General features: G+C 71.9%; 20 protein-coding genes. 12 read left to right on the top strand and 8 right to left on the bottom strand.

Translation table 11 applies throughout. The features are described 5' to 3' along the window. Positions 1-12 precede the first annotated feature (12 nt). Positions 13-2,340: a DNA topoisomerase IV subunit A gene (gene parC / locus BLW17_RS05590; protein WP_083388330.1), complete on the bottom strand. Its 2,328-nt coding sequence runs from the start codon at positions 2,338-2,340 to the stop codon at positions 13-15. A 228-nt stretch (positions 2,341-2,568) separates the two neighbouring features. Here parC and BLW17_RS05595 point away from each other — a divergent pair, with 228 nt between their 5' ends. The 7 genes from BLW17_RS05595 (at position 2,569) to BLW17_RS05625 (ending at position 7,348) form a co-directional block, all read left to right on the top strand. Beyond that, positions 2,569-2,892 carry an SH3 domain-containing protein gene (locus BLW17_RS05595; protein ID WP_139305918.1) on the top strand — a complete coding sequence of 108 codons (324 nt, stop codon included), beginning with the start codon at positions 2,569-2,571 and terminating at the stop codon, positions 2,890-2,892. 6 nt (positions 2,893-2,898) lie between these two features. After that, positions 2,899-3,717: an SDR family NAD(P)-dependent oxidoreductase gene (locus BLW17_RS05600; RefSeq protein ID WP_036733840.1), complete on the top strand. Its 819-nt coding sequence runs from the start codon at positions 2,899-2,901 to the stop codon at positions 3,715-3,717. A gap of 32 nt (positions 3,718-3,749) precedes the next feature. Next, positions 3,750-3,950 carry a twin transmembrane helix small protein gene (locus tag BLW17_RS05605; RefSeq protein ID WP_036702471.1) on the top strand — a complete coding sequence of 67 codons (201 nt, stop codon included), beginning with the start codon at positions 3,750-3,752 and terminating at the stop codon, positions 3,948-3,950. After that, a complete protein-coding gene (locus BLW17_RS05610; RefSeq protein ID WP_036733839.1) occupies positions 3,950-4,522 on the top strand; it encodes a cob(I)yrinic acid a,c-diamide adenosyltransferase in 573 nt (190 codons plus the stop codon). Before BLW17_RS05605 ends, BLW17_RS05610 begins: the two co-directional genes overlap by 1 nt. Before the next feature lie 141 nt (positions 4,523-4,663). After that, positions 4,664-5,422 (top strand): electron transfer flavoprotein subunit beta/FixA family protein, encoded by a 759-nt coding sequence (locus BLW17_RS05615; RefSeq protein ID WP_036733837.1) that lies wholly within the window; start codon positions 4,664-4,666, stop codon positions 5,420-5,422. Further along, positions 5,422-6,351, top strand: a complete 930-nt coding sequence (locus BLW17_RS05620) for an electron transfer flavoprotein subunit alpha/FixB family protein (RefSeq protein ID WP_036733835.1) — start codon at positions 5,422-5,424, stop codon at positions 6,349-6,351. Before BLW17_RS05615 ends, BLW17_RS05620 begins: the two co-directional genes overlap by 1 nt. A 121-nt stretch (positions 6,352-6,472) precedes the next feature. Further along, positions 6,473-7,348 carry a 3-hydroxybutyryl-CoA dehydrogenase gene (locus BLW17_RS05625; RefSeq protein ID WP_036702479.1) on the top strand — a complete coding sequence of 292 codons (876 nt, stop codon included), beginning with the start codon at positions 6,473-6,475 and terminating at the stop codon, positions 7,346-7,348. Positions 7,349-7,485: 137 nt separating this feature from the next. Here BLW17_RS05625 and plsY read toward each other — a convergent pair whose 3' ends face one another. The 5 genes from plsY to BLW17_RS05650 all read right to left on the bottom strand — a co-directional run bounded on the left by plsY (position 7,486) and on the right by BLW17_RS05650 (position 11,772). Next, entirely contained in the window at positions 7,486-8,112 is a 627-nt protein-coding gene (plsY, locus tag BLW17_RS05630; RefSeq protein WP_139305919.1) for a glycerol-3-phosphate 1-O-acyltransferase PlsY, read from the bottom strand. Then, entirely contained in the window at positions 8,105-9,394 is a 1,290-nt protein-coding gene (pyrC, locus tag BLW17_RS05635) for a dihydroorotase (protein WP_036733833.1), read from the bottom strand. The genes plsY and pyrC overlap by 8 nt, the downstream gene beginning before the upstream one ends. Then, positions 9,391-10,086, bottom strand: a complete 696-nt coding sequence (locus tag BLW17_RS05640; protein ID WP_074826184.1) for a hypothetical protein — start codon at positions 10,084-10,086, stop codon at positions 9,391-9,393. The genes pyrC and BLW17_RS05640 overlap by 4 nt, the downstream gene beginning before the upstream one ends. Further along, positions 10,079-11,047: an aspartate carbamoyltransferase catalytic subunit gene (locus tag BLW17_RS05645; RefSeq protein ID WP_036733829.1), complete on the bottom strand. Its 969-nt coding sequence runs from the start codon at positions 11,045-11,047 to the stop codon at positions 10,079-10,081. Before BLW17_RS05645 ends, BLW17_RS05640 begins: the two co-directional genes overlap by 8 nt. A gap of 125 nt (positions 11,048-11,172) precedes the next feature. Next, a complete protein-coding gene (locus BLW17_RS05650) occupies positions 11,173-11,772 on the bottom strand; it encodes a YqgE/AlgH family protein (RefSeq protein WP_036709795.1) in 600 nt (199 codons plus the stop codon). 145 nt (positions 11,773-11,917) lie between these two features. On the opposite strand from BLW17_RS05650, the gene BLW17_RS05655 reads away from it, so the two are divergent. Then, positions 11,918-12,706: a protein-disulfide reductase DsbD domain-containing protein gene (locus BLW17_RS05655; protein WP_036733827.1), complete on the top strand. Its 789-nt coding sequence runs from the start codon at positions 11,918-11,920 to the stop codon at positions 12,704-12,706. Here BLW17_RS05655 and BLW17_RS05660 read toward each other — a convergent pair. Together BLW17_RS05660 and BLW17_RS05665 are read right to left on the bottom strand one after the other, a co-directional pair. Beyond that, on the bottom strand, positions 12,685-13,509 hold the full coding sequence (locus tag BLW17_RS05660) for a uracil-DNA glycosylase (RefSeq protein WP_036733825.1): 825 nt from the start codon (positions 13,507-13,509) through the stop codon (positions 12,685-12,687). The genes BLW17_RS05655 and BLW17_RS05660 overlap by 22 nt on opposite strands. A gap of 86 nt (positions 13,510-13,595) precedes the next feature. Next, positions 13,596-14,558 (bottom strand): L-threonylcarbamoyladenylate synthase, encoded by a 963-nt coding sequence (locus BLW17_RS05665; protein ID WP_036733823.1) that lies wholly within the window; start codon positions 14,556-14,558, stop codon positions 13,596-13,598. A gap of 142 nt (positions 14,559-14,700) precedes the next feature. Between BLW17_RS05665 and BLW17_RS05670 the strand changes: the two genes are divergently transcribed. From BLW17_RS05670 to BLW17_RS05685, 4 genes are all read left to right on the top strand, one after another. Further along, positions 14,701-16,392 (top strand): acyl-CoA dehydrogenase, encoded by a 1,692-nt coding sequence (locus BLW17_RS05670; protein WP_036733821.1) that lies wholly within the window; start codon positions 14,701-14,703, stop codon positions 16,390-16,392. A 116-nt stretch (positions 16,393-16,508) separates the two neighbouring features. Then, positions 16,509-17,540 (top strand): MBL fold metallo-hydrolase, encoded by a 1,032-nt coding sequence (locus BLW17_RS05675; protein ID WP_036709814.1) that lies wholly within the window; start codon positions 16,509-16,511, stop codon positions 17,538-17,540. Positions 17,541-17,672: 132 nt separating this feature from the next. Continuing rightward, positions 17,673-17,873 carry an aa3-type cytochrome c oxidase subunit IV gene (locus BLW17_RS18485; RefSeq protein WP_036702505.1) on the top strand — a complete coding sequence of 67 codons (201 nt, stop codon included), beginning with the start codon at positions 17,673-17,675 and terminating at the stop codon, positions 17,871-17,873. 42 nt (positions 17,874-17,915) lie between these two features. Beyond that, positions 17,916-18,566 carry a type 1 periplasmic-binding domain-containing protein gene (locus BLW17_RS05685; RefSeq protein WP_052176400.1) on the top strand — a complete coding sequence of 217 codons (651 nt, stop codon included), beginning with the start codon at positions 17,916-17,918 and terminating at the stop codon, positions 18,564-18,566. Position 18,567: the final 1 nt, after the last annotated feature.

Here is an 18,567-nt window from a genome sequence, read left to right on the forward strand (position 1 = left end):
TCTCACGGACTGTCAGCCGAAGCGGTTGTCGCGCGGAAAGCCGCGCGGCGCCATCCGCCCCGCGGTGGCGCGCTTGCCCAGCCACTCGGTCAGGTCCGGCTCGCTGCGCGTCCGGCCCGCCGGGTCGAGCCACGACAGCCCCACCGACAGCGTCACGCATTTCGCATCCGCCAGCCCGCCGTCCTTGAACTTCTGCAGCCGCACCCCCTTGCCGCGCGCCATCTCGGGCAACTCGGACAGCGGGAAGACCAAGAGCTTGCGGTTGTCCCCGACGGTGGCGAGGTGGTCGCCCTCGACCCGCCGGACCAGCAGCGCCTCGCCATTCAGCACCTGCTTGCCGGCCCGCGTCTGGGCCAGGATGTCGGACGCGCCGACGATGAACCCGTCCCCGGCCCTCGAGGCCACCACGAACTGCTGGTCCTCGCGCCACGGGAACAGGTCCAGCACCGCCGCGTCGTTCGGCAGGTCGATCATCAGCCTGAGCGGTTCCCCCAGGCCCCGCCCGCCGGGCAGGGTGTTGGCGGGCACGGTGTAGAAGCGGCCGTTGGCGCCGAAGACCATCAGTTTGTCGGTCGTCTCGGCGTGGAGCGCGAGGAACGGGCCGTCGCCGTCGCGGAACTTCACCTCGGCGTCGAGCGGCTGGTGCCCCTTCACGGCCCGGATCCAGCCCATGCGGGACAGGATCACCGTGACCGGCTCGCGCTCGATCATCGCGTCCATGTCGAGCGGCTGAACCTCTTCGCTGGCGGTGATCTCGGTCCGCCGGACGCCGGCGGGGGTGGACTTGCCGAAGAGCCCGCGCACCTCGCGCAACTGCTCGGCGATGCGCGCCCACTGCCGGCCCTCGTCGGCGGTCAGCGCCAGCAGGCCTGCGCGTTCCTCGGCCAGCCGGTCGCGCTCGGCCCGCAGCTCGATTTCCTCCAGCCGCCGCAGGGCCCGCAGGCGCATGTTCAGGATCGCCTCGACCTGCGCCTCGGACAGCGCGAACTCGGCCATCATCACGGCCTTGGGGTCGTCCTCGTAGCGGATGATCTCGATCACCCGGTCGAGGTTCAGGTACGCCACGATATAGCCGTCCAGCACCTCGAGCCGCTGGGCGATCTTCTCCAGCCGGAACGCGGTGCGGCGCAGCAGCACCTCGCGCCGGTGGTCGAGGAAGGCGCGCAGCACCTCGGTCAGCGAGCAGACGCGGGGCACCCGCCCGTCGATCAGCACGTTCATGTTCAGCCCGAACCGCACCTCGAGGTCCGAGACGCGGAACAGCGCCGCCATCAGCTGCGCGGGGTCCACCGAGCGCGCCCGGGGTTCGAGGACGATGCGGATGTCCTCGGCCGATTCGTCGCGGATGTCGGCGAGGATCGGGATCTTCTTGGTCGTGACCAGCTCGGCCAGCCGCTCGATCAGCTTCGACTTCTGCACCTGATAGGGGATCTCGGTCACGATGATCTGCCAGGTGCCGCGGCCCAGGTCCTCGACCTGCCAGCGGGCCCGCAGGCGCAGGCTGCCGCGGCCGGTGCGATAGGCCTCGGCCAAGGTCGCCGCGTCCTCGACCAGCACCCCGCCGGTCGGGAAATCGGGGCCGGGCATGATCGCCATCAGCGTCTCGTGCCGCGCCTCGGGCGACTTGATGAGATGCAGGCAGGCGTCCACGACCTCGTGCAGGTTGTGGGGCGGGATGTTGGTCGCCATCCCCACCGCGATGCCCGAGGCGCCGTTGCAGAGCAGGTTCGGGAACGCCGCCGGCAGCACCACCGGCTCGGTCAGCGTGCCGTCGTAGTTGGGGCGGAAGTCGACGGCGTCCTCGGCCAGCCCCTCCATCAGCGTCTCGGCGGCGAGCGTCAGCCGCGCCTCGGTATAGCGGCTCGCGGCCGGGGCATCGCCGTCGATCGAGCCGAAGTTCCCCTGCCCGTCCACCAGCGGGTAGCGCATGGCGAAGGGCTGGGCGAGGCGCGCCATCGCGTCATAGATCGCGCTGTCGCCGTGCGGGTGATAGTTCCCCATCACGTCGCCCGAGATCTTCGCCGACTTGCGGAACGCCCCAGTGGGCGAGAGCCTGAGTTCGCGCATCGCATAGAGGATGCGGCGGTGGACCGGCTTCAGCCCGTCGCGGGCGTCGGGCAGGGCCCGGTGCATGATCGTGGACAGCGCATAGGTCAGGTAGCGCTCGCCGATCGCCCGGCTCAGCGGCTCGGACACCTCGGCCGCCGTACGCGCGGCGGCCTCGGGGCGCGCGGGGGCGGGGCCGCGGCGGCGGGGGCCGCGCGGGGCCCCTCGGCCCTCGGGCGCGGCGCGGTCGGGGTCGAGGTCGGGGCGGTCGGGATCGTCGGGGTCGGTCGTCATCCGGCCTGACTACTGGCCCCGCCCCGCCCGGTCCAGCCCCGCCCGGCCGGGCTTCGCCGCGCGTCGCCCGCGGCCGCGCGCACCCCGCCGGACCACCATCTGGCAAAAACATCACATCACACGGCTGCAATATGACGTGACGACGAAAATGGGGAACGACTCGCGCCGCGCAGGGGTTGGGGCCGCATCATCGACGCCCTGCACCTGACTGTTACCCCAATGTTACGCGTGATTTCTGCCTCTCTCGTCGCCGGTTTCGCCCTTCTGGGGGTGATGGGAACCGATGCGACCCCCGCCTACCGACAGGCCGGCATCATGCTGCTGCCGCAGGCGGCCGAGAGGGGGCTGACGCCAGGCGGCCGCTATGCGCTCAAGATCGACGCCGCGCTGATCGCCGACCCGCTGCCCGATTCGCACCCGCTCTCCGAACTGCCCGCCGGCACGCAAGTGATCCTGCTCGCCGCCGCCGCGCCCGACTTTGCGCTGGTGCGTGACTCGGACGGGCGCACCGGCTACGTCGCCCGCACCGCGCTCGCCGCGCGCCAGCCCTGAGCGCGGGTGCCCACGGTCCTCATCACCGGCTGCTCGTCGGGCATCGGCCTTGACGCCGCCCGCCACCTGCAATCCCGCGGCTGGACCGTCTTCGCCACCTGCCGCACCGAGGCCGACCTCGCCGCCCGCCGCGCCGAGGGCATGACCGCCCTGCCCCTCGACCTCGCCGACGAGGCCAGCGTCGCCGCCTGCGCGGCCGAGGCCATCGCCCGCGGCCCGATCGACGCGCTCGTCAACAACGCCGCCTTCGCCCTGCCCGGCGCGGTCGAGGACCTGCCCCGCGGCGGGCTGCGCGCGATCTTCGAGACGAACCTCTTCGGCACCCACGACCTCACCCGCCGCCTGATCCCGCATTTCCGCGACCAGGGCGCGGGCCGGATCGTCAACGTCAGCTCGGTCCTCGGCCTCGTCGGTATCCCCTGGCGCGGCGCCTATGTGGCCAGCAAGTTCGCGCTCGAGGGGCTGACCGACGTGCTGCGGCTCGAGATGCAGGGCACGGGGATCAAGGTCGTGCTGGTCGAGCCGGGGCCGATCACCAGCCGCATCCGCGCGAACTCCATCCCCCATTTCGAGCGCTGGATCGACTGGCAGGCGAGCCCGCGCGTCGCGCAGTATCAGGCCAGCCTGCTCAAGCGCCTCTATGAGCCCTCGGGGCCGGACCGCTTCGAGCTGCCGCCTGCCGCGACCAGCCGCGCCATCGCCCGCGCGCTCGAGGACCGGAGCCCCCGCGCCCGCTACCGCGTCACCCGCCCGACGACGCTGGCCGCCTATGGGCGCCGGCTGCTGCCCACCGCGGCGCTGGACTGGTTCGCCCGGCGCAGCTAAGCTCGCCCATCTCGCGTGCGGCGGAGCCGGTGATGCAAGACAAACCCCTGTTCCTGATCGTCGCAGTCTCGGCGCTGGTCGTCACGGCGATCCTCGCCACCGGCATCGGCGGCTTTGCCCGCGGCGGAGAGTTCAACCGCCGCAACGGCAACCGGCTGATGCGCTGGCGGATCATCGCCCAGGCCATCGCCATCATCATCATCATGGCCGTTGTGGCGATAAGGGGACACTGATGGTCGTTCTGAACAGGATCTACACCCGCACCGGCGATGCGGGCGACACGGCGCTGTCGGACGGCACCCGCGTGCCGAAGCACGACCCGCGGGTCGAGGCCTATGGCACCGTGGACGAGCTGAACGCCACCCTCGGCCTCGCGCGGCTTCACGCCGAGGGGCCGATGGCGGCGCAGATCGGGGTGATCCAGAACGAGCTCTTCGACCTCGGCGCCGACCTCTCGCGCCCGCGGATGGCGGCGGACGGCGAGGCCCCCTATGAGGTCCTGCGGATGATCCAGACCCAGGTGGACCGGCTCGAGGCCGAGATCGACGCGATGAACGCCGCACTCTCGCCGCTGCGCAGCTTCATCCTGCCCGGCGGCACGCCGCTCGCCACGCATCTGCACCTGAGCCGCACCGTGGCCCGGCGAGCCGAGCGGCGGGCGGTGGAGCTCGCCGCCGGGGGGGACGCCAACCCGGTGGCGGTGCGCTACCTCAACCGGCTGTCGGACTGGCTGTTCGTCGCGGGCCGGGTGGCCAACGCGAACGGGGCCGACGACGTGCTCTGGGTGCCGGGCGCCTCGCGCTAGCGCTAGCAGCCGCCGCGGCGCCCCGAGGGGCGCGCCAAGACGCGGCGTTCCGCGCCGGAATGTCGCATTTTCCCCTGTCCCTGCCGGGCGGGGGCCGTTATCCCGTCCTGCGAACGGACGTAACTGTGTGGGAGTGAGCCGATGAAGGTTCTCGTGCCGGTCAAGCGCGTGATCGACTATAACGTCAAGCCGCGTGTGAAGGCAGACGGGTCCGGGGTGGACCTGTCGAACGTCAAGATGTCGATGAACCCCTTTGACGAGATCGCCGTCGAAGAGGCGATCCGGCTGAAGGAAAAGGGCGCCGCGACCGAGATCGTGGTGGTCTCGATCGGGGTCAAGCAGGCCGCCGAGACGATCCGCACCGCGCTGGCGATGGGGGCCGACCGCGGCATCCTGATCGTCGCCGCCGACGACGTGCACCAGGACATCGAGCCGCTGGCCGTCGCCAAGCTGCTCAAGGCCGTCGTGGACGAGGAAAAGCCCGAGCTGGTCATCGCCGGCAAGCAGGCCATCGACAACGACATGAACGCCACCGGCCAGATGCTCGCCGCGCTGCTCGGCTGGGGCCAGGCGACCTTCGCCAACTCGGTCGAGATCGACGGCGGCGCCGCCAAGGTCTCGCGTGAGGTCGATGGCGGTCTGCAGACGATCAGCGTCAAGCTGCCGGCGGTGGTCACCGCCGACCTGCGCCTGAACGAGCCGCGCTACGCCTCGCTGCCCAACATCATGAAGGCGAAGAAGAAAGAGCTGACCGAAAAGACCGCCGCCAATTATGGCGTCGACACGACCCCGCGCCTGAGCGTCGTCAAGACCTCGGAGCCCGAGGGCCGCAAGGCCGGGATCAAGGTCGGCTCGGTCGATGAGCTGGTGGCGAAACTGAAAGAAGCGGGGGTGGTGTGATGGCCGTTCTTCTGGTTGCCGAACTCAACAACGGGCGTGAACTCGCGGTGGACGCCACCGCCAAGGCCCTGACCGCCGGCAAGAAGCTGGGCGACGTGACGGTGCTGGTCGCCGGCCACGACTGCCACGGCGCCGCCGACGAGGCCGCCAAGCTCGACGGCGTGTCCAAGGTGATCTGCGTCAGCTCGCCCGCCTTCGCGCATGGGCTGGCCGAGCCGGTGTCGGACCTGATCGTGAAGATGGCGGGCGATTTCAGCCACATCGTCATGCCCTCGACCGCGAGCGCGAAGAACATCGCCCCGCGGGTCGCGGCGCTGCTGGACGTGATGGTGATCTCGGACGTGATGGAGGTCGTGGACGGCGACACCTTCGCCCGCCCGATCTACGCCGGCAACGCCATCCAGACGGTGAAGTCCTCGGACAAGGTCAAGGTGCTGACCGTCCGCACCGCGTCGTTCGACGCGGCCGGTCAGGGCGGCTCGGCGACGGTCGACCACAACGAGGAAGCGGGCGAAAGCGCGCTGTCGTCGTGGGTCGAGGACAAGGTCGCCGCCTCGGACCGCCCGGAACTGACCTCGGCTAAGCGGATCGTCTCGGGCGGCCGCGCGGTCGGCTCGAAGGACGGGTTCCAGATCGTCGAGAAGCTGGCCGACAAGCTGGGCGCCGCCGTCGGCGCGTCCCGCGCGGCGGTCGATTCGGGCTATGCCCCGAACGACTGGCAGGTGGGCCAGACCGGCAAGGTCGTGGCGCCTGACCTCTACATCGCGGCCGGCATCTCGGGGGCGATCCAGCACCTCGCCGGGATGAAGGATTCCAAGGTGATCGTGGCAATCAACAAGGACGAAGAGGCGCCGATCTTCCAGGTAGCCGACTACGGCCTCGTGGGCGACATCTTCACCATCCTGCCCGAGCTGACCGAAAAGCTCTGAGGCGCCGACCCGCGCGAGTGACAGACCGCCCGGACGCCCCCCGCGCCCGGGCGGTTTTGTCATTGAGGCCCGCCGCGCTTTCCGCCTATCGTCCCGCAGGATAAGGGGGAAGGGTCGGGACATGGCAATCCAATCGGTCGGAATCGTCGGCGCCGGGCAGATGGGCAACGGGATCGCGCATGTGTTTGCGCTGGCCGGGTATGACGTGCTCTTGAACGACGTCAGCGCCGAGGCGCTCGACAAGGCGATGGCGACCATCGACCGCAACCTCGAACGCCAAGTCAGCCGCGGCAAGGTCTCGGCCGAGGACAAGGCCGCCACCATGGCCCGCATCCGCACCACCTCGAACGTCGAGGACATCGCCGGCACCGACCTGGTGATCGAGGCCGCGACCGAGCGCGAGGACATCAAGAACAAGATCTTCGAGGCGATCGTCCCGCATCTGGGGCCGGACACCATCCTGACCTCGAACACCTCGTCGATCTCGATCACCCGGCTGGCGAGCCGCACCGACCGGCCCGAGAAGTTCATGGGCTTCCACTTCATGAACCCCGTGCCGGTGATGCAGCTGGTCGAGCTGATCCGCGGCATCGCCACCGACGAGGCGACCTACAAGACGCTGGTCGAGGTGGTCGAGAAGCTGGGCAAGACCAGCGCCAGCGCCGAGGATTTCCCGGCCTTCATCGTCAACCGCATCCTGATGCCGATGATCAACGAGGCGGTCTATACGCTCTACGAAGGGGTCGGCTCGGTCAAATCCATCGACGAGTCGATGAAGCTTGGCGCCAACCACCCGATGGGGCCGCTGGAGCTTGCTGATTTCATCGGGCTCGACACCTGCCTGGCCATCATGAACGTGCTGCACGATGGACTGGCCGACACCAAGTATCGCCCCTGCCCGCTTCTGACGAAATACGTCGAGGCCGGGTGGCTGGGCCGCAAGTCGGGTCGCGGCTTCTACGACTACCGCGGCGAGACCCCGGTGCCCACGCGCTGAGTTGCGCTGCCGGACCGGGGGCTGTCTGCCCCCGGGCCGCTGCCGCGGCCTTCCTCACTGAAAACAGTCCACCGGACTGTTTTCCGGGCGTTCGGAAGCCCGAGGATACTTGCATCCAGCCCGAGGAAGCGGGGGCGCTAACCCTTGCTGCCGATCCGCGGTTCGGTGCCTGCGAGGATGCGGGCGATGTTGGCGCGGTGGCGGATGACGATCAGCACCGCCATGAACGCGGTCGCCGCCGCGAGCCCCCGCAGCCCGAAGATCAGCGCAAAGACCGGCGCCCCGGCCGCGGCGACCAGCGCCGAGAGGGACGAGATGCGGGTGATCGCCGCCGTGGCGAGCCACAGCCCGCAGGCGATCAGCCCGACCGGCAGGAACAGCGCCAGCGTGGTGCCGAGGAACGTGGCCACCCCCTTGCCGCCCCGGAACCCCAGCCAGACCGGGAACAAGTGGCCGAGGAACGCCGCCGATCCCGCGACCAGCGCGGCCCACTCGCCCGCCAGCTCGCGCGCCACCAGCACCGCGATGGCGCCCTTGCCGCTGTCGAGCAGCAGCGTCGCCAGCGCCGCTCCCTTGTGGCCGGTCCTGAGCACGTTGGTGGCGCCGATGTTGCCCGAGCCGATGACGCGCAGGTCGCCCAGGCCCAGCGCCCGGGTGATGACCAGCCCGAACGGCACCGACCCGAGCAGATAGCCGCCCAGCGCGGCCAGCAGCAGCGTGACCGCGGCGGCCGCGGGCAGGGTGGCGATCAGCACCTCATTCATCGCGGCCCCCGGCCTCGTTGGCGTCGAACACGCGGCGTCCGCTGACCCAGGTACCGATCACCCGCCCCTCCATACGCGCGCCGTCGAAGGGGGTGTTCTTCGACTTCGAGCGCAGCGCGAAGCGGTCGAGCACGAAGGGCGCGTCTGGGTCGAACAGCACCAGATCGGCCGGCGCGCCGACCGACAGCCGCCCGCCCGGCAGACCCAACCGGTCGGCGGCGTTGAGGCTGAGCGCCCGCCACAGCTGCGGCAGCGTCACCCCGCCCTGATGATAAAGCCGCATCGCCGCCGGCAGCAGCGTCTCGAGCCCCACGGCGCCCGGCGCGGCGACTTCGAACGGCAAGCGCTTGGCCTCTTCGTCCTGCGGGGTGTGGAAGCTGCCGATCACCTCGATCCGCCCCTCGGCCACCGCCTCGACCAGCGCCATCCGGTCGTCCTCGGACCTGAGCGGCGGGGTGAGGCGGAAGAAGGTGCGATAGTCGCCGACGTCGAACTCGTTCAGCGTCAGGTGGTGGATCGAGGTTCCCGCGGTCACATCCAGCCCCGCCGCCCGCGCCCGGTCCAGCACCGGCAGCGCCGCGGCGGTGGTGATCTGGTCGGCGTGCCAGCGCACCCCCGTCGCCTCGACCAGCGCGAGGTCACGCTCAACCCCCATGCGCTCGGCGAGCGGGCTGACCGCCGGGATGCCGTAGAGCGAGGCGAACTTGCCGCTCGTCGCCGCCGCCCCGCGCGACAGGCCCGCGTCCTGCGGATGGCCGACGATCAGCGCCCCCAGCCCCTTGGCGTAGCTCATGCAGCGCGACAGCAGCTTGGTGTTCTCGACCACCCGCACCCCGTCGGTGAAGGCCAGCGCGCCGGCATCGAGCAGGAACCCCATCTCGACCATCTCGCGCCCCTCGCGGGCGCGGGTCAGCGACGCCTGGTGGCGGATGCGGACCGGCTGGTCGGCGGCGCGGCGGGTCACGAACTCCAGCGCCTCGGGCGCGTCGATGGGTGGCAGCGTGTCGGGCCGGGCGATGATCGTGGTCACGCCGCCCGCGGCGGCGGCCAGCGCCGCCGAGCGCATCGATTCGCGGTGCCGCTCACCCGGCTCGCCAATCTTGACGCCCCAGTCGACGATGCCGGGGGCGAGGCACTTGCCGCCGCCGTCGATGACGGTCGCCCCCTCGGGGGCGTCGCCGTCGAGCGCGACGATGCGCCCATCCTCGACGGTGAGGCTGCCCGGCTCGGCCGACAGGGCCTGCGGGTCGATCAGCCGGGCGTTCTGGAAATGCAGGATCATGCGGAAAGGCCGCCTCCCAGCGGGGGCACGGGGCTGAAATGAAGGGCCGGCTCGGCACCAGCAAGGCGGCTGAGCAGGTCAAAGGGCGCCTCGGACGGTTCCAGCGCGCGGAATGCGATGAGCGGAGCGTGCTTGTCCGGACCGCTGAACACCCGCGCCAGGCGCTTGTCGCTGGCCCACCCGGCCGCGGCGGCATTGCCGATCACGCCCTTGCCGAGCTCGATGGTGGTGCCGCAGCGCGTCTCGTGTCGTTGCGGACGGCTGGCGGCGTGCTTGATCGACAGGATGGTGCTGCCGGCCACCACGATCGCCCGGCGGTCGGTGACGAGATAGCGGGCCCGACGCAACTGGCGGCCCAACCGGGCAAGCTTGAAGATCGCGGTCGCCGCGCCAACGGTCACCGCCATCCCCAGAATCTCACGATGATCGGGAAGCGCAACGGCCAGCAGCGCGAGCGTTGGCACGGTCCCGGCGGCTGCAAGGATCATGTCACGGTCGCGCAGAAGACAGCGCCAGCCCGCGCCCCGCCGCGGCGCGCCCTCCCAGAGCTGGATCTCGCCCGGCAACAGCACCTGGGCCGCGGTCTGGGCCCCCGCGCGGGCGCGCTGGTCTTCGGCGGCCCCGGCAGCGGCCCCAGCAGCGGAAACGGGGGCGGGGGCGTTGACCACCATCCCCCATTCGTCCTCACGCATAGACCCCCTCCCCCGCCGCCCTCGCCCCACGCGCGGCGCGCAGGTTCCGCGCCAGCAGGTCCATCGCGGCCATGCGGACGGCGACGCCCATCTCGACCTGATCCTGGATCACGCTGCGGTTGATGTCGTCGGCGAGCGTGCCGTCGATCTCCACCCCCCGGTTCATCGGCCCGGGGTGCATGACGATCGCATCCGGCGCGGCCAGCGCCAGCTTCTCGGCATCCAGCCCCCAGCGGTGGTAATACTCGCGCTCGGAGGGGATGAAGCCGCCGTCCATGCGTTCCTTCTGCAGCCGCAGCATCATCACCACGTCGGCGCCCTTGAGGCCCTCAGCCATGTCCTCGGTGATCTCGCAGCCCCAGTCGGCGGCGCCCGAGGGCATCAGCGTGGCCGGCCCGACCAGCCGGACCCGGCTCTCCATCTTGCCGAGCAGGATGAGGTTCGAGCGGGCGACGCGGGAATGGGCGATGTCGCCGCAGATCGCCACCGTCAGCCGGTGCAGCCGCCCCTTGGCCCGGCGGATCGTCAGCGCGTCGAGCAGCGCCTGCGTCGGGTGCTCGTGCCGCCCGTCGCCGGCGTTGATGACGGCGCAGTTCACTTTTTCCGCCAGCAGGTTGACGGCGCCGGAGTGGGGGTGGCGCACGACCAGCAGGTCGGGCTGCATGGCGTTCAGCGTCAGCGCCGTGTCGATCAGCGTCTCGCCCTTCTTCACGCTCGACTGCGCCACGGCCATGTTCATCACGTCGGCGCCCAGACGCTTACCCGCGAGCTCGAAGCTCGACTGCGTCCGGGTCGAGTTCTCGAAGAACAGGTTGATCTGGGTGAGACCCTCGAGCGCGTCGCCGTGCTTCACCGTGCGGCGGTTCAGCGCCACGTAGCTTTCGGCAAGGTCGAGAAGGGTGGTGATCTCGGCCGGGGCCAGCGGCTCGACGCCAAGCAGGTGGCGGGCGCGGAACGTCATGGCGGGCCTCCGGATGGGCGGGTGCGGCCTCTATCGCAAACCGGGGCCGAGGGGGCAAGCGCGCCCGCACCGCGTCGCGGGGGCGCGCGGCGCGCCGGGGCCGCCGCCGTCCGGCGGCACCCGCGTCAGGCGTGCCCGGCGGCCGCCGACAGCATCAGCGGGTCGACGCCCAGCGAGCGCAGCGCATCCTGCCACTTGCGGGCGTTGTCGGGGCCGAACACCAGCTCGTCCCCCGCCTCGGCGGTCAGCCAGCCATTGGCCAACATCTCACGCTCGAGCTGGCCCGCGTCCCACCCCGCATAGCCGAGCGACAGCACCGCGCGGTCGGGTCCGCGTCCCTGGGCAATGTCCTCGAGGATGTTGCGCGTGGTGGTCATGGCGAGGCCCGCCTCGCCGATCCGCATCATGCCCTCGTCGTCGTCCTCGGCCGCCGCGCCCTCGGGCAGGCGGTGCAGCACGAAGCCGCGCCCCGGCTCGACCGGGCCGCCGAAATGCACCGGCACGGCGGGCGGGGTGCGGTCGGGGGCGATCCCGAGCTGGTCGAGAAGCTCGGCGAACGCCACCCCGGGCAGCGGCTTGTTCAAGACGATCCCCATCGCGCCCTCGTCGCCGTGGGCGCAGATCAGCACCACCGACTGGGCAAAGCGCGGATCGGCCATGCCGGGCATGGCGATCAGCACCTTGCCGGTGAGGTTGTCCGGGGCGGTGGCGAAGGCGTCGTTCATGGGCGGTGTCCTTTCCGCCCCTACATCGGCATCCGCCCCGCCGATGACAAGGTTGCCGCCTCACGGGGGGCCGACGTGGACACGGCGCGCGCCGTGGCGGGGTTGTGACTTCCCCCCGACCGGCGGGGCGACTAACTCAAGGGGCATGACACCTGCGCTTCGCCCGCTCGCCCTCGCCCTCGCGGTCCTTGCCGCGCCCGTGCCGCTCATGGCCGGCGATCTGCCGCCCGGACTCGTCGCGGCCGAGCTGCTGCCCGCGGCGCCCTCGGCCGACGGCAAGGTGATGACCGCGCTGCGCCTCGAGCTGGCGCCGGGGTGGAAGACCTACTGGCGCAGCCCCGGCGAATCCGGCGTGGCGCCGCAGTTCGACTGGTCGGGCGCGCCCGGCGTCGCTGCCGCGCGCGAGATCTGGCCCGAGCCCGAGGTGATCGACTCTGACGGCACCCGCACGCTCGGCTATCACGACGCGCTGGTGCTGCCGATCGAGCTGACGCTGGCCACCCCCGGCGCACCGCTGTCCGGCCAACTCGCGGTTGATCTGGGCCTCTGCCTCAACATCTGCGTCCCGGCGCATCTGGTGCTGCCCGCCCCCGCGCAGGCGGCCTCGGCCGATCCGCGCATCACCGCCGCGCTGGCCACCGCCCCGCGCGCGGGCACCGCCCCCGTGACCTGCACCGTGGGCGAGATCGCCGACGGGCTGCGGGTCACGGCAAGCGTGGACGAGACCGCCCCCGAGGCCGCCGCGATGGAGCTGGCGCTGCCCGGCATGTGGTCCTCCGAGGCCGAGATCGCCGTCGAGGGCGCCCGCGTGACCACCACGGCCGAGTTCGTGGGCCCGACCGGCAAGCCCTTCGCGCTCGACCCCGCGGCGCTGCGGCTGACGCTGATCGGCGCGGACGGGGCGGTCGAATATCAGGGCTGCACGCTCTCCTGACCCCGGGCCAGCAGCCGGGCCTTGAGCGACAGCAGGTCCGCCCAGGCCTCGCGCTTGGCGACCGGGGTGCGCAGCAGATAGGCCGGGTGGGTCATCGGCAGCGCGGGACGGCCGAAGGCTTCGGTCCATTGCCCGCGCAGCCGCAGGATGCCCTGCCGCCCCAGCGCCGCCTGACAGGGCGTGTTGCCCATCAGCACGACGAACTCGGGCGCCGCCAGCGCGACGTGGCGGGCGACGAAGGGCAGCATCGCGGCGATTTCCTCGGGTTCGGGGCGGCGGTTGCCGGGCGGCCGCCACGGCAGGATGTTGGTGATGTACAGCGCCGCGGCGGCATCCCCGGCCGTGCGCGACAGCCCGATGGCGGCGAACATCTGGTCGAGCAGCTGCCCGGCGCGGCCGACGAAGGGCCGCCCCTCGCGGTCCTCGTCCTCGCCCGGCGCCTCGCCGATGACCATCACCCGCGCGGCCGGGTTGCCGTCGGCAAAGACGAAGTTCCGCGCCCCGCGGCGGATCTCGAGCCCCTCGAACCCCGCCTGCGCCTCGGCCAGCGCCGCGAGCGTCCCGGCGCGCGCCGCCAGCGCCTCGGCCTGCCCGGCCAGCCCGCCGGCCGCGGGCGGCAGCGTCGGTGCCGCGACCGGCGCCGGGTCGGCAGCGGCCGCCGACGGCCGGATCGATTCGGCGAAGCGGTCGAGCGGCGCGTCGAGGATCGCCTCATCCACGCCCATCTCGCGCTGCCACTCAAGCAGCGCCAGCGCGGTCGCGGCGTCGAGCGCGACATCCCTCCAGGTCGGATCGGCGGTCATGCGCGCGAGGCTATTGGGGGCGAGGGAACCGTGCAAGCCGCGGGTTGCGCGGCCGGGCCGTGGGGATTCGGCCCAGAACGACGCCCTCAGCCCTCGCGCGGGGCGGCGGCGCGGGCGAGGCGGTCGTTGATGGCAAGGCCGAGGCCATGCCGGGGGATCGGCGCGACTGCAATGGGGCGGCCGAGTCGGTCGGCCGCGCGCAGAAGATCGAAGAGCCGCGCCGCCGCCTCGGTCAGGTCGCCCGCGGGCGAGAGGTTCAGCGCGGCCGGGCCGGGGCCGAAGCCGATCAGCGTCTCGTCTGCGGCCGCGTGGGTCGCGTCCAGCCGAAGCCGGGCGGCGGGGGCGTAGTGGCTGGCAAGCTGGCCGGGCGAATCGGGCGAGGCGGTCGCCCCGGCGTGATCCAGAGGGGCGCCGAGCGCCGCCTCGATCGCCTCGGCCGGAATGCCGCCGGGGCGCAAGAGCGTGGCCCGCCCGTCGCGCCAGCCGACGATGGTGGATTCGACCCCGACCGGGCAGGCCCCGCCGTCCAGCACCGCCGCGATGCGCCCGTCGAGCCCGCCGCCCGCGTCGAGCACATGACCCGCCGTGGTCGGGCTGACCCGCCCCGAGGCGTTGGCCGAGGGCATGGCCAGCGCCAGCCCGGACTGCCGCAGCACCGCCTGCGCGACGGGATGGGCGGGCACCCGCAGCCCCACGGTGGGCAGCCCCGCGGTCACGATCCCGGCGATCCCCGCCTCGGGACGCAGCGGCACCACCAGCGTCAGCGCGCCGGGCCAGAAGGCGGCGGCAAGGCGCTCGGCCTCGCCCGCGATCACGCCCACGCGGGCGGCGCCCTCGGCGTCGGGCAGGTGCACGATCAGCGGGTTGAAACTCGGGCGCCCCTTGGCCGCATAGACCCGCGCCACCGCCGCGCCGTTCCGGGCATCCGCGGCGAGGCCGTAGACCGTCTCGGTCGGCAGCGCCACGGTCTCGCCGTCGCGCAGCAGCCGGGCGGCATGGGCGATCCCCTTGGCATCGGGACGCAAGGTCAGTGTCGCGCTGGGGGCCATCTTCACGGTTCCGGGTTGCGGTCGGGCGGACGCTCAGACAGTTTGTCCGCCACGGGTTTGGGACATACGCGCGGGCGCCCGATTTGCAACCGCCCGGATTGCAGACGACATCCGCGCGATGCCAATTTGGGGGATACCGATCATGGCCTATCGCGCGCCGGTGGACGACATCGCATTCATCCTCGACGCGGTGGTGCCGCTGGCCCCCGTCGCCGCGACCGACCGCTTTGCCGAAGCGAGCGAGGACACCGTCACCGCGATCCTGACCGAGGCCGGGCGGCTGTCGACCGAAGTGCTGGCGCCCCTGAACCGCGGCAGCGACCTGACCCCCTCGCGGCTGGAAAACGGCGCCGTGCGCTCGTCGCCCGGGTTCGACGCAGGCTTCCGCGCCATCGCCGAGGGCGGCTGGGTGGGGCTCTCGGCCAACCCCGAGCATGGCGGCGCGGGCCTGCCGCAGACGCTGAACGTCGCCGTGGGTGAGATGCTGGCCGGCGCCTGCCTGTCGCTGCAGCTGAACCCGCTGCTGACCCAGGGCCAGATCGAGGCGCTCGAGCATCACGCCTCGGACGAGCTGAAGGCCACCTACCTGCCCAAGCTGATCTCGGGCGACTGGAACGGGACGATGAACCTGACCGAGCCGGGCGCCGGGTCGGACGTGGGCGCGCTGACCACCCGCGCCGAACGGGCCGAGGACGGCACCTACCGCGTCACCGGGCAGAAGATCTTCATCACCTGGGGCGACAGCGACGTGACCGAGAACACCTGTCACCTCGTCCTCGCCCGCCTGCCCGACGGCGGCGCCGGCACCCGCGGCATCAGCCTGTTCATGGTGCCGAAATACATCCCTGACGAGTCCGGCAAGCCGGGCGTCGGCAACAGCCTCAAGGTCGTCTCGCTCGAGCACAAGCTGGGCATCCACGGCTCGCCCACCTGCGTGATGAGCTTCGAGGGCGCGACCGGCTGGCTCGTCGGGCAGGAGCACAAGGGCATGGCGGCGATGTTCACGATGATGAACAACGCCCGCCTCGCCGTCGGGATGCAGGGCGTGGCGGTGGCCGAGGCGGCGCTGCAGCACGCCGCCGCCTATGCCGCCGAGCGGGTGCAGATGGGCCCGATCATCCGCCACGCCGACGTGCGCCGGATGCTCGCCACCGGCCGGGCCGAGGTGTTCGCCGCCCGCGCCATCTGCCTTGCCTGCGCGCAGGCGCTGGACATGGCGACCGCCACCGGCGACGCCGACTGGCAGGCCCGCGCGGCCTTCCTGACCCCGATCGCCAAGGCCTGGGGCACCGACGTCGGCTGCCGCGTCGCCGACATGGGCGTGCAGGTCCACGGCGGCATGGGCTTCGTCGAGGAGACCGGCGCCGCCCAGTATCTGCGCGACGTGCGGATCACGCCGATCTACGAGGGCACCAACGGCATCCAGGCGATGGACCTCGTCGGCCGCAAGATGATGGACGGGGGCGAGATGGCCACCCGGATGATCGAGGAGGTGCTGGACGGCGCCAAGGCCGCGCAGGCCGCGATGCCCGACCTTGCCCGCGCCGTCTGGGATGCCGCCGAGACCCTGCGCGAGGCGACCTCGGCCATGCTCGAGGCCGAGGCGCAGGACCGCTTTGCCGGCGCCGTGCCCTATCTCGCGGCCTTTGCCCGGGTGCTGGGCGCGCATTACCACCTGATCGCGGCGCAAAAGGGCGACGATGCGCGCAAGACGCTGGCGAGGGTGTTCATCACCCGCGTGCTGCCCCGCAACGCCGGTGATCTCGCCGAGGCGCGGGCGGGTGCGGGCGATCTCGACGCGCTGCCCGACACGGCCTTTGCCGGGGCGGCGTGACCGCCCCCTCCCCGCGCCCCGCGGCGGCCGAGCCCGCCGCCGAGCCGACGCTCGACGCTGCGCTTGATTCGGCGCAGGTCCCGGGCCCGACGCGGCCCGAGCCGGCCGAGACCGGCATCGCCCACCCCTGGGCCGCGCCGCCCGCCGAAGGGCAGGCGATCGAGGTCGCCGAGGGCGTGCTGTGGATGCGCCTGCCGCTGCCGATGCGGCTCGACCACGTCAACGTCTATGCGCTGCGCGATGCGGACGGCTGGACGGTCGTGGACACCGGCTTCGACAGCACCCGCAGCCGCGCGGTCTGGGCGGCGCTGAAGGACGGCCCGCTCGCGGGCGCCCCCATCCGCCGGGTGCTCGCCACCCACCAGCACCCCGACCACATCGGCCTTGCCGGCTGGTTCATGGAAGAGGGCGCCGAGCTGCTGACCAGCCGCACCGCCTGGCTGATGGCGCGGATGCTCGCGCTCGACGTGCAGGAGCGTCCGACGCCCGCGCAGGTCGCCTATTGGCGCCGCGCCGGGATGCCGGCCGAGATGCTGGACCGCAAGGCGGCCGAGCGGCCGTGGAACACCGCCGACGTCGTCCACCCCCTGCCCCTGGGCTACACCCGGCTGCGCGACGGCGACCGGCTGCGGCTGGGCGGGCGCGACTGGCGGGTGTGGACCGGCAACGGCCACGCGGCCGAGCACCTGACGCTGTGGTCCGAGGACGACGACCTGGTGATCGCGGGCGACCAGCTTCTGCCGGGAATCTCGCCCAACCTCGGGGTCTATGCGACCGAGCCGGGGGCGAACCCGGTGGCCGAATGGCTCGAAAGCTGCGACCGTTTCGCGGCGCTGGCCGAGGACCGGCACCTCGTCCTGCCCGGCCACAAGCTGCCCTACACCGGCCTGCCCGCACGGCTGGTCCAGCTGGCCGAGAACCACCGCACCGCGCTCGACCGGCTGGCGGCCTCGCTGGCCGAGCGGCCGCGCACGGCGGCGGATTGTTTCGACCTGCTCTACCGCCGGCGGATCGGCGAGGGCGAATACGGCCTCGCCCTGGCCGAGGCGATCGCCCATGTGAACGCGCTCGCCGCCGCGGGCCGCATCCGCGTCGTGGGCGAGACCGGGACTGGCGGGCTGATCTGGGGCGCCCCCGCGGACAGGTGACCGCAGAGGGGCGTGACAGGTCGCCGCATTTCTGATAGCACCGGTCGAGGCTGCGCCTGCCGACCGGAGAGAATGTCCGGCGGCGCGGGTGGCAGCGCGCCAGCAGATAGCTCAGGACAGGACAGGCGAGAGATGGCCACGACCCGCACCACCACCACCCATGCCCCCGCTCACGCCCGCGCGCACGCCGTGCATGACGCCCCCCACCACGAGCACGGCACGATGGACATCGTCGAGCACGAGCGCACCTTCGACGGCTTCGTCCGCTTCATGACGTGGTCGGCGGTGCTGACGATCCTGGTGCTGATCTTCCTGGCGCTGACCAACGCCTGATTGCGGAACCGCCCGGCAGACGGCGGACGAGGGACAAGACAGATGCAAAGGCGAAGCTTTCTCGCGCTGGCGGTTCCCGCAGCGCTTGCAGGGTGTGGCGCGGTCTCGGTGTGGGACGACGATGCGACGGTGCGGGCCGCGCGGTTCACCTCGAACGAGCCGCCGTCGATCACGCTGTTCACGGTGATCGGCATCCCGCGCGGCGAGGGCGGGCATTCGGCGCTGATGGTGAACGGCAGCCAGCGGGTGATCTACGACCCGGCCGGCAGCTGGGAACACCCCCGCATCCCGGAACGCAACGACGTGCTTTACGGGATCACCGACAACTTCAAGCACTTCTACATCGACTACCACGCCCGCTCGACCTACTGGGTGGCCGAGGACACGATCCAGGTCAGCCCCGCGGTGGCCGAGGCCGCGATCCGCGCGGTCGAGGCGCAGGGCGCCTCGCCCAAGAGCTTTTGCGCGGTGAACACCGGGCAGGCGCTGCGCCACGTGCCGGGGTTCGAGGGTGCGCCGACCGGGTTCAGCCCGCTCAAGCTGCGCGAGTGGTTCCTGACCCTGCCGGGCGTGACGTCGAAGCGGCATCAGGACGGCGATCCGGCCAACAACCACGACGTGCTGCTGCGCCAGAAGGACGGCTCGATCGAGGGCTACCAGAACGGCCACCTGACCCGCCGCCCGGGGGCCTGAC

The organism is Paracoccus sanguinis, assembly GCF_900106665.1.
GTDB classification, from domain to species: Bacteria; Pseudomonadota; Alphaproteobacteria; order Rhodobacterales; family Rhodobacteraceae; genus Paracoccus; species Paracoccus panacisoli.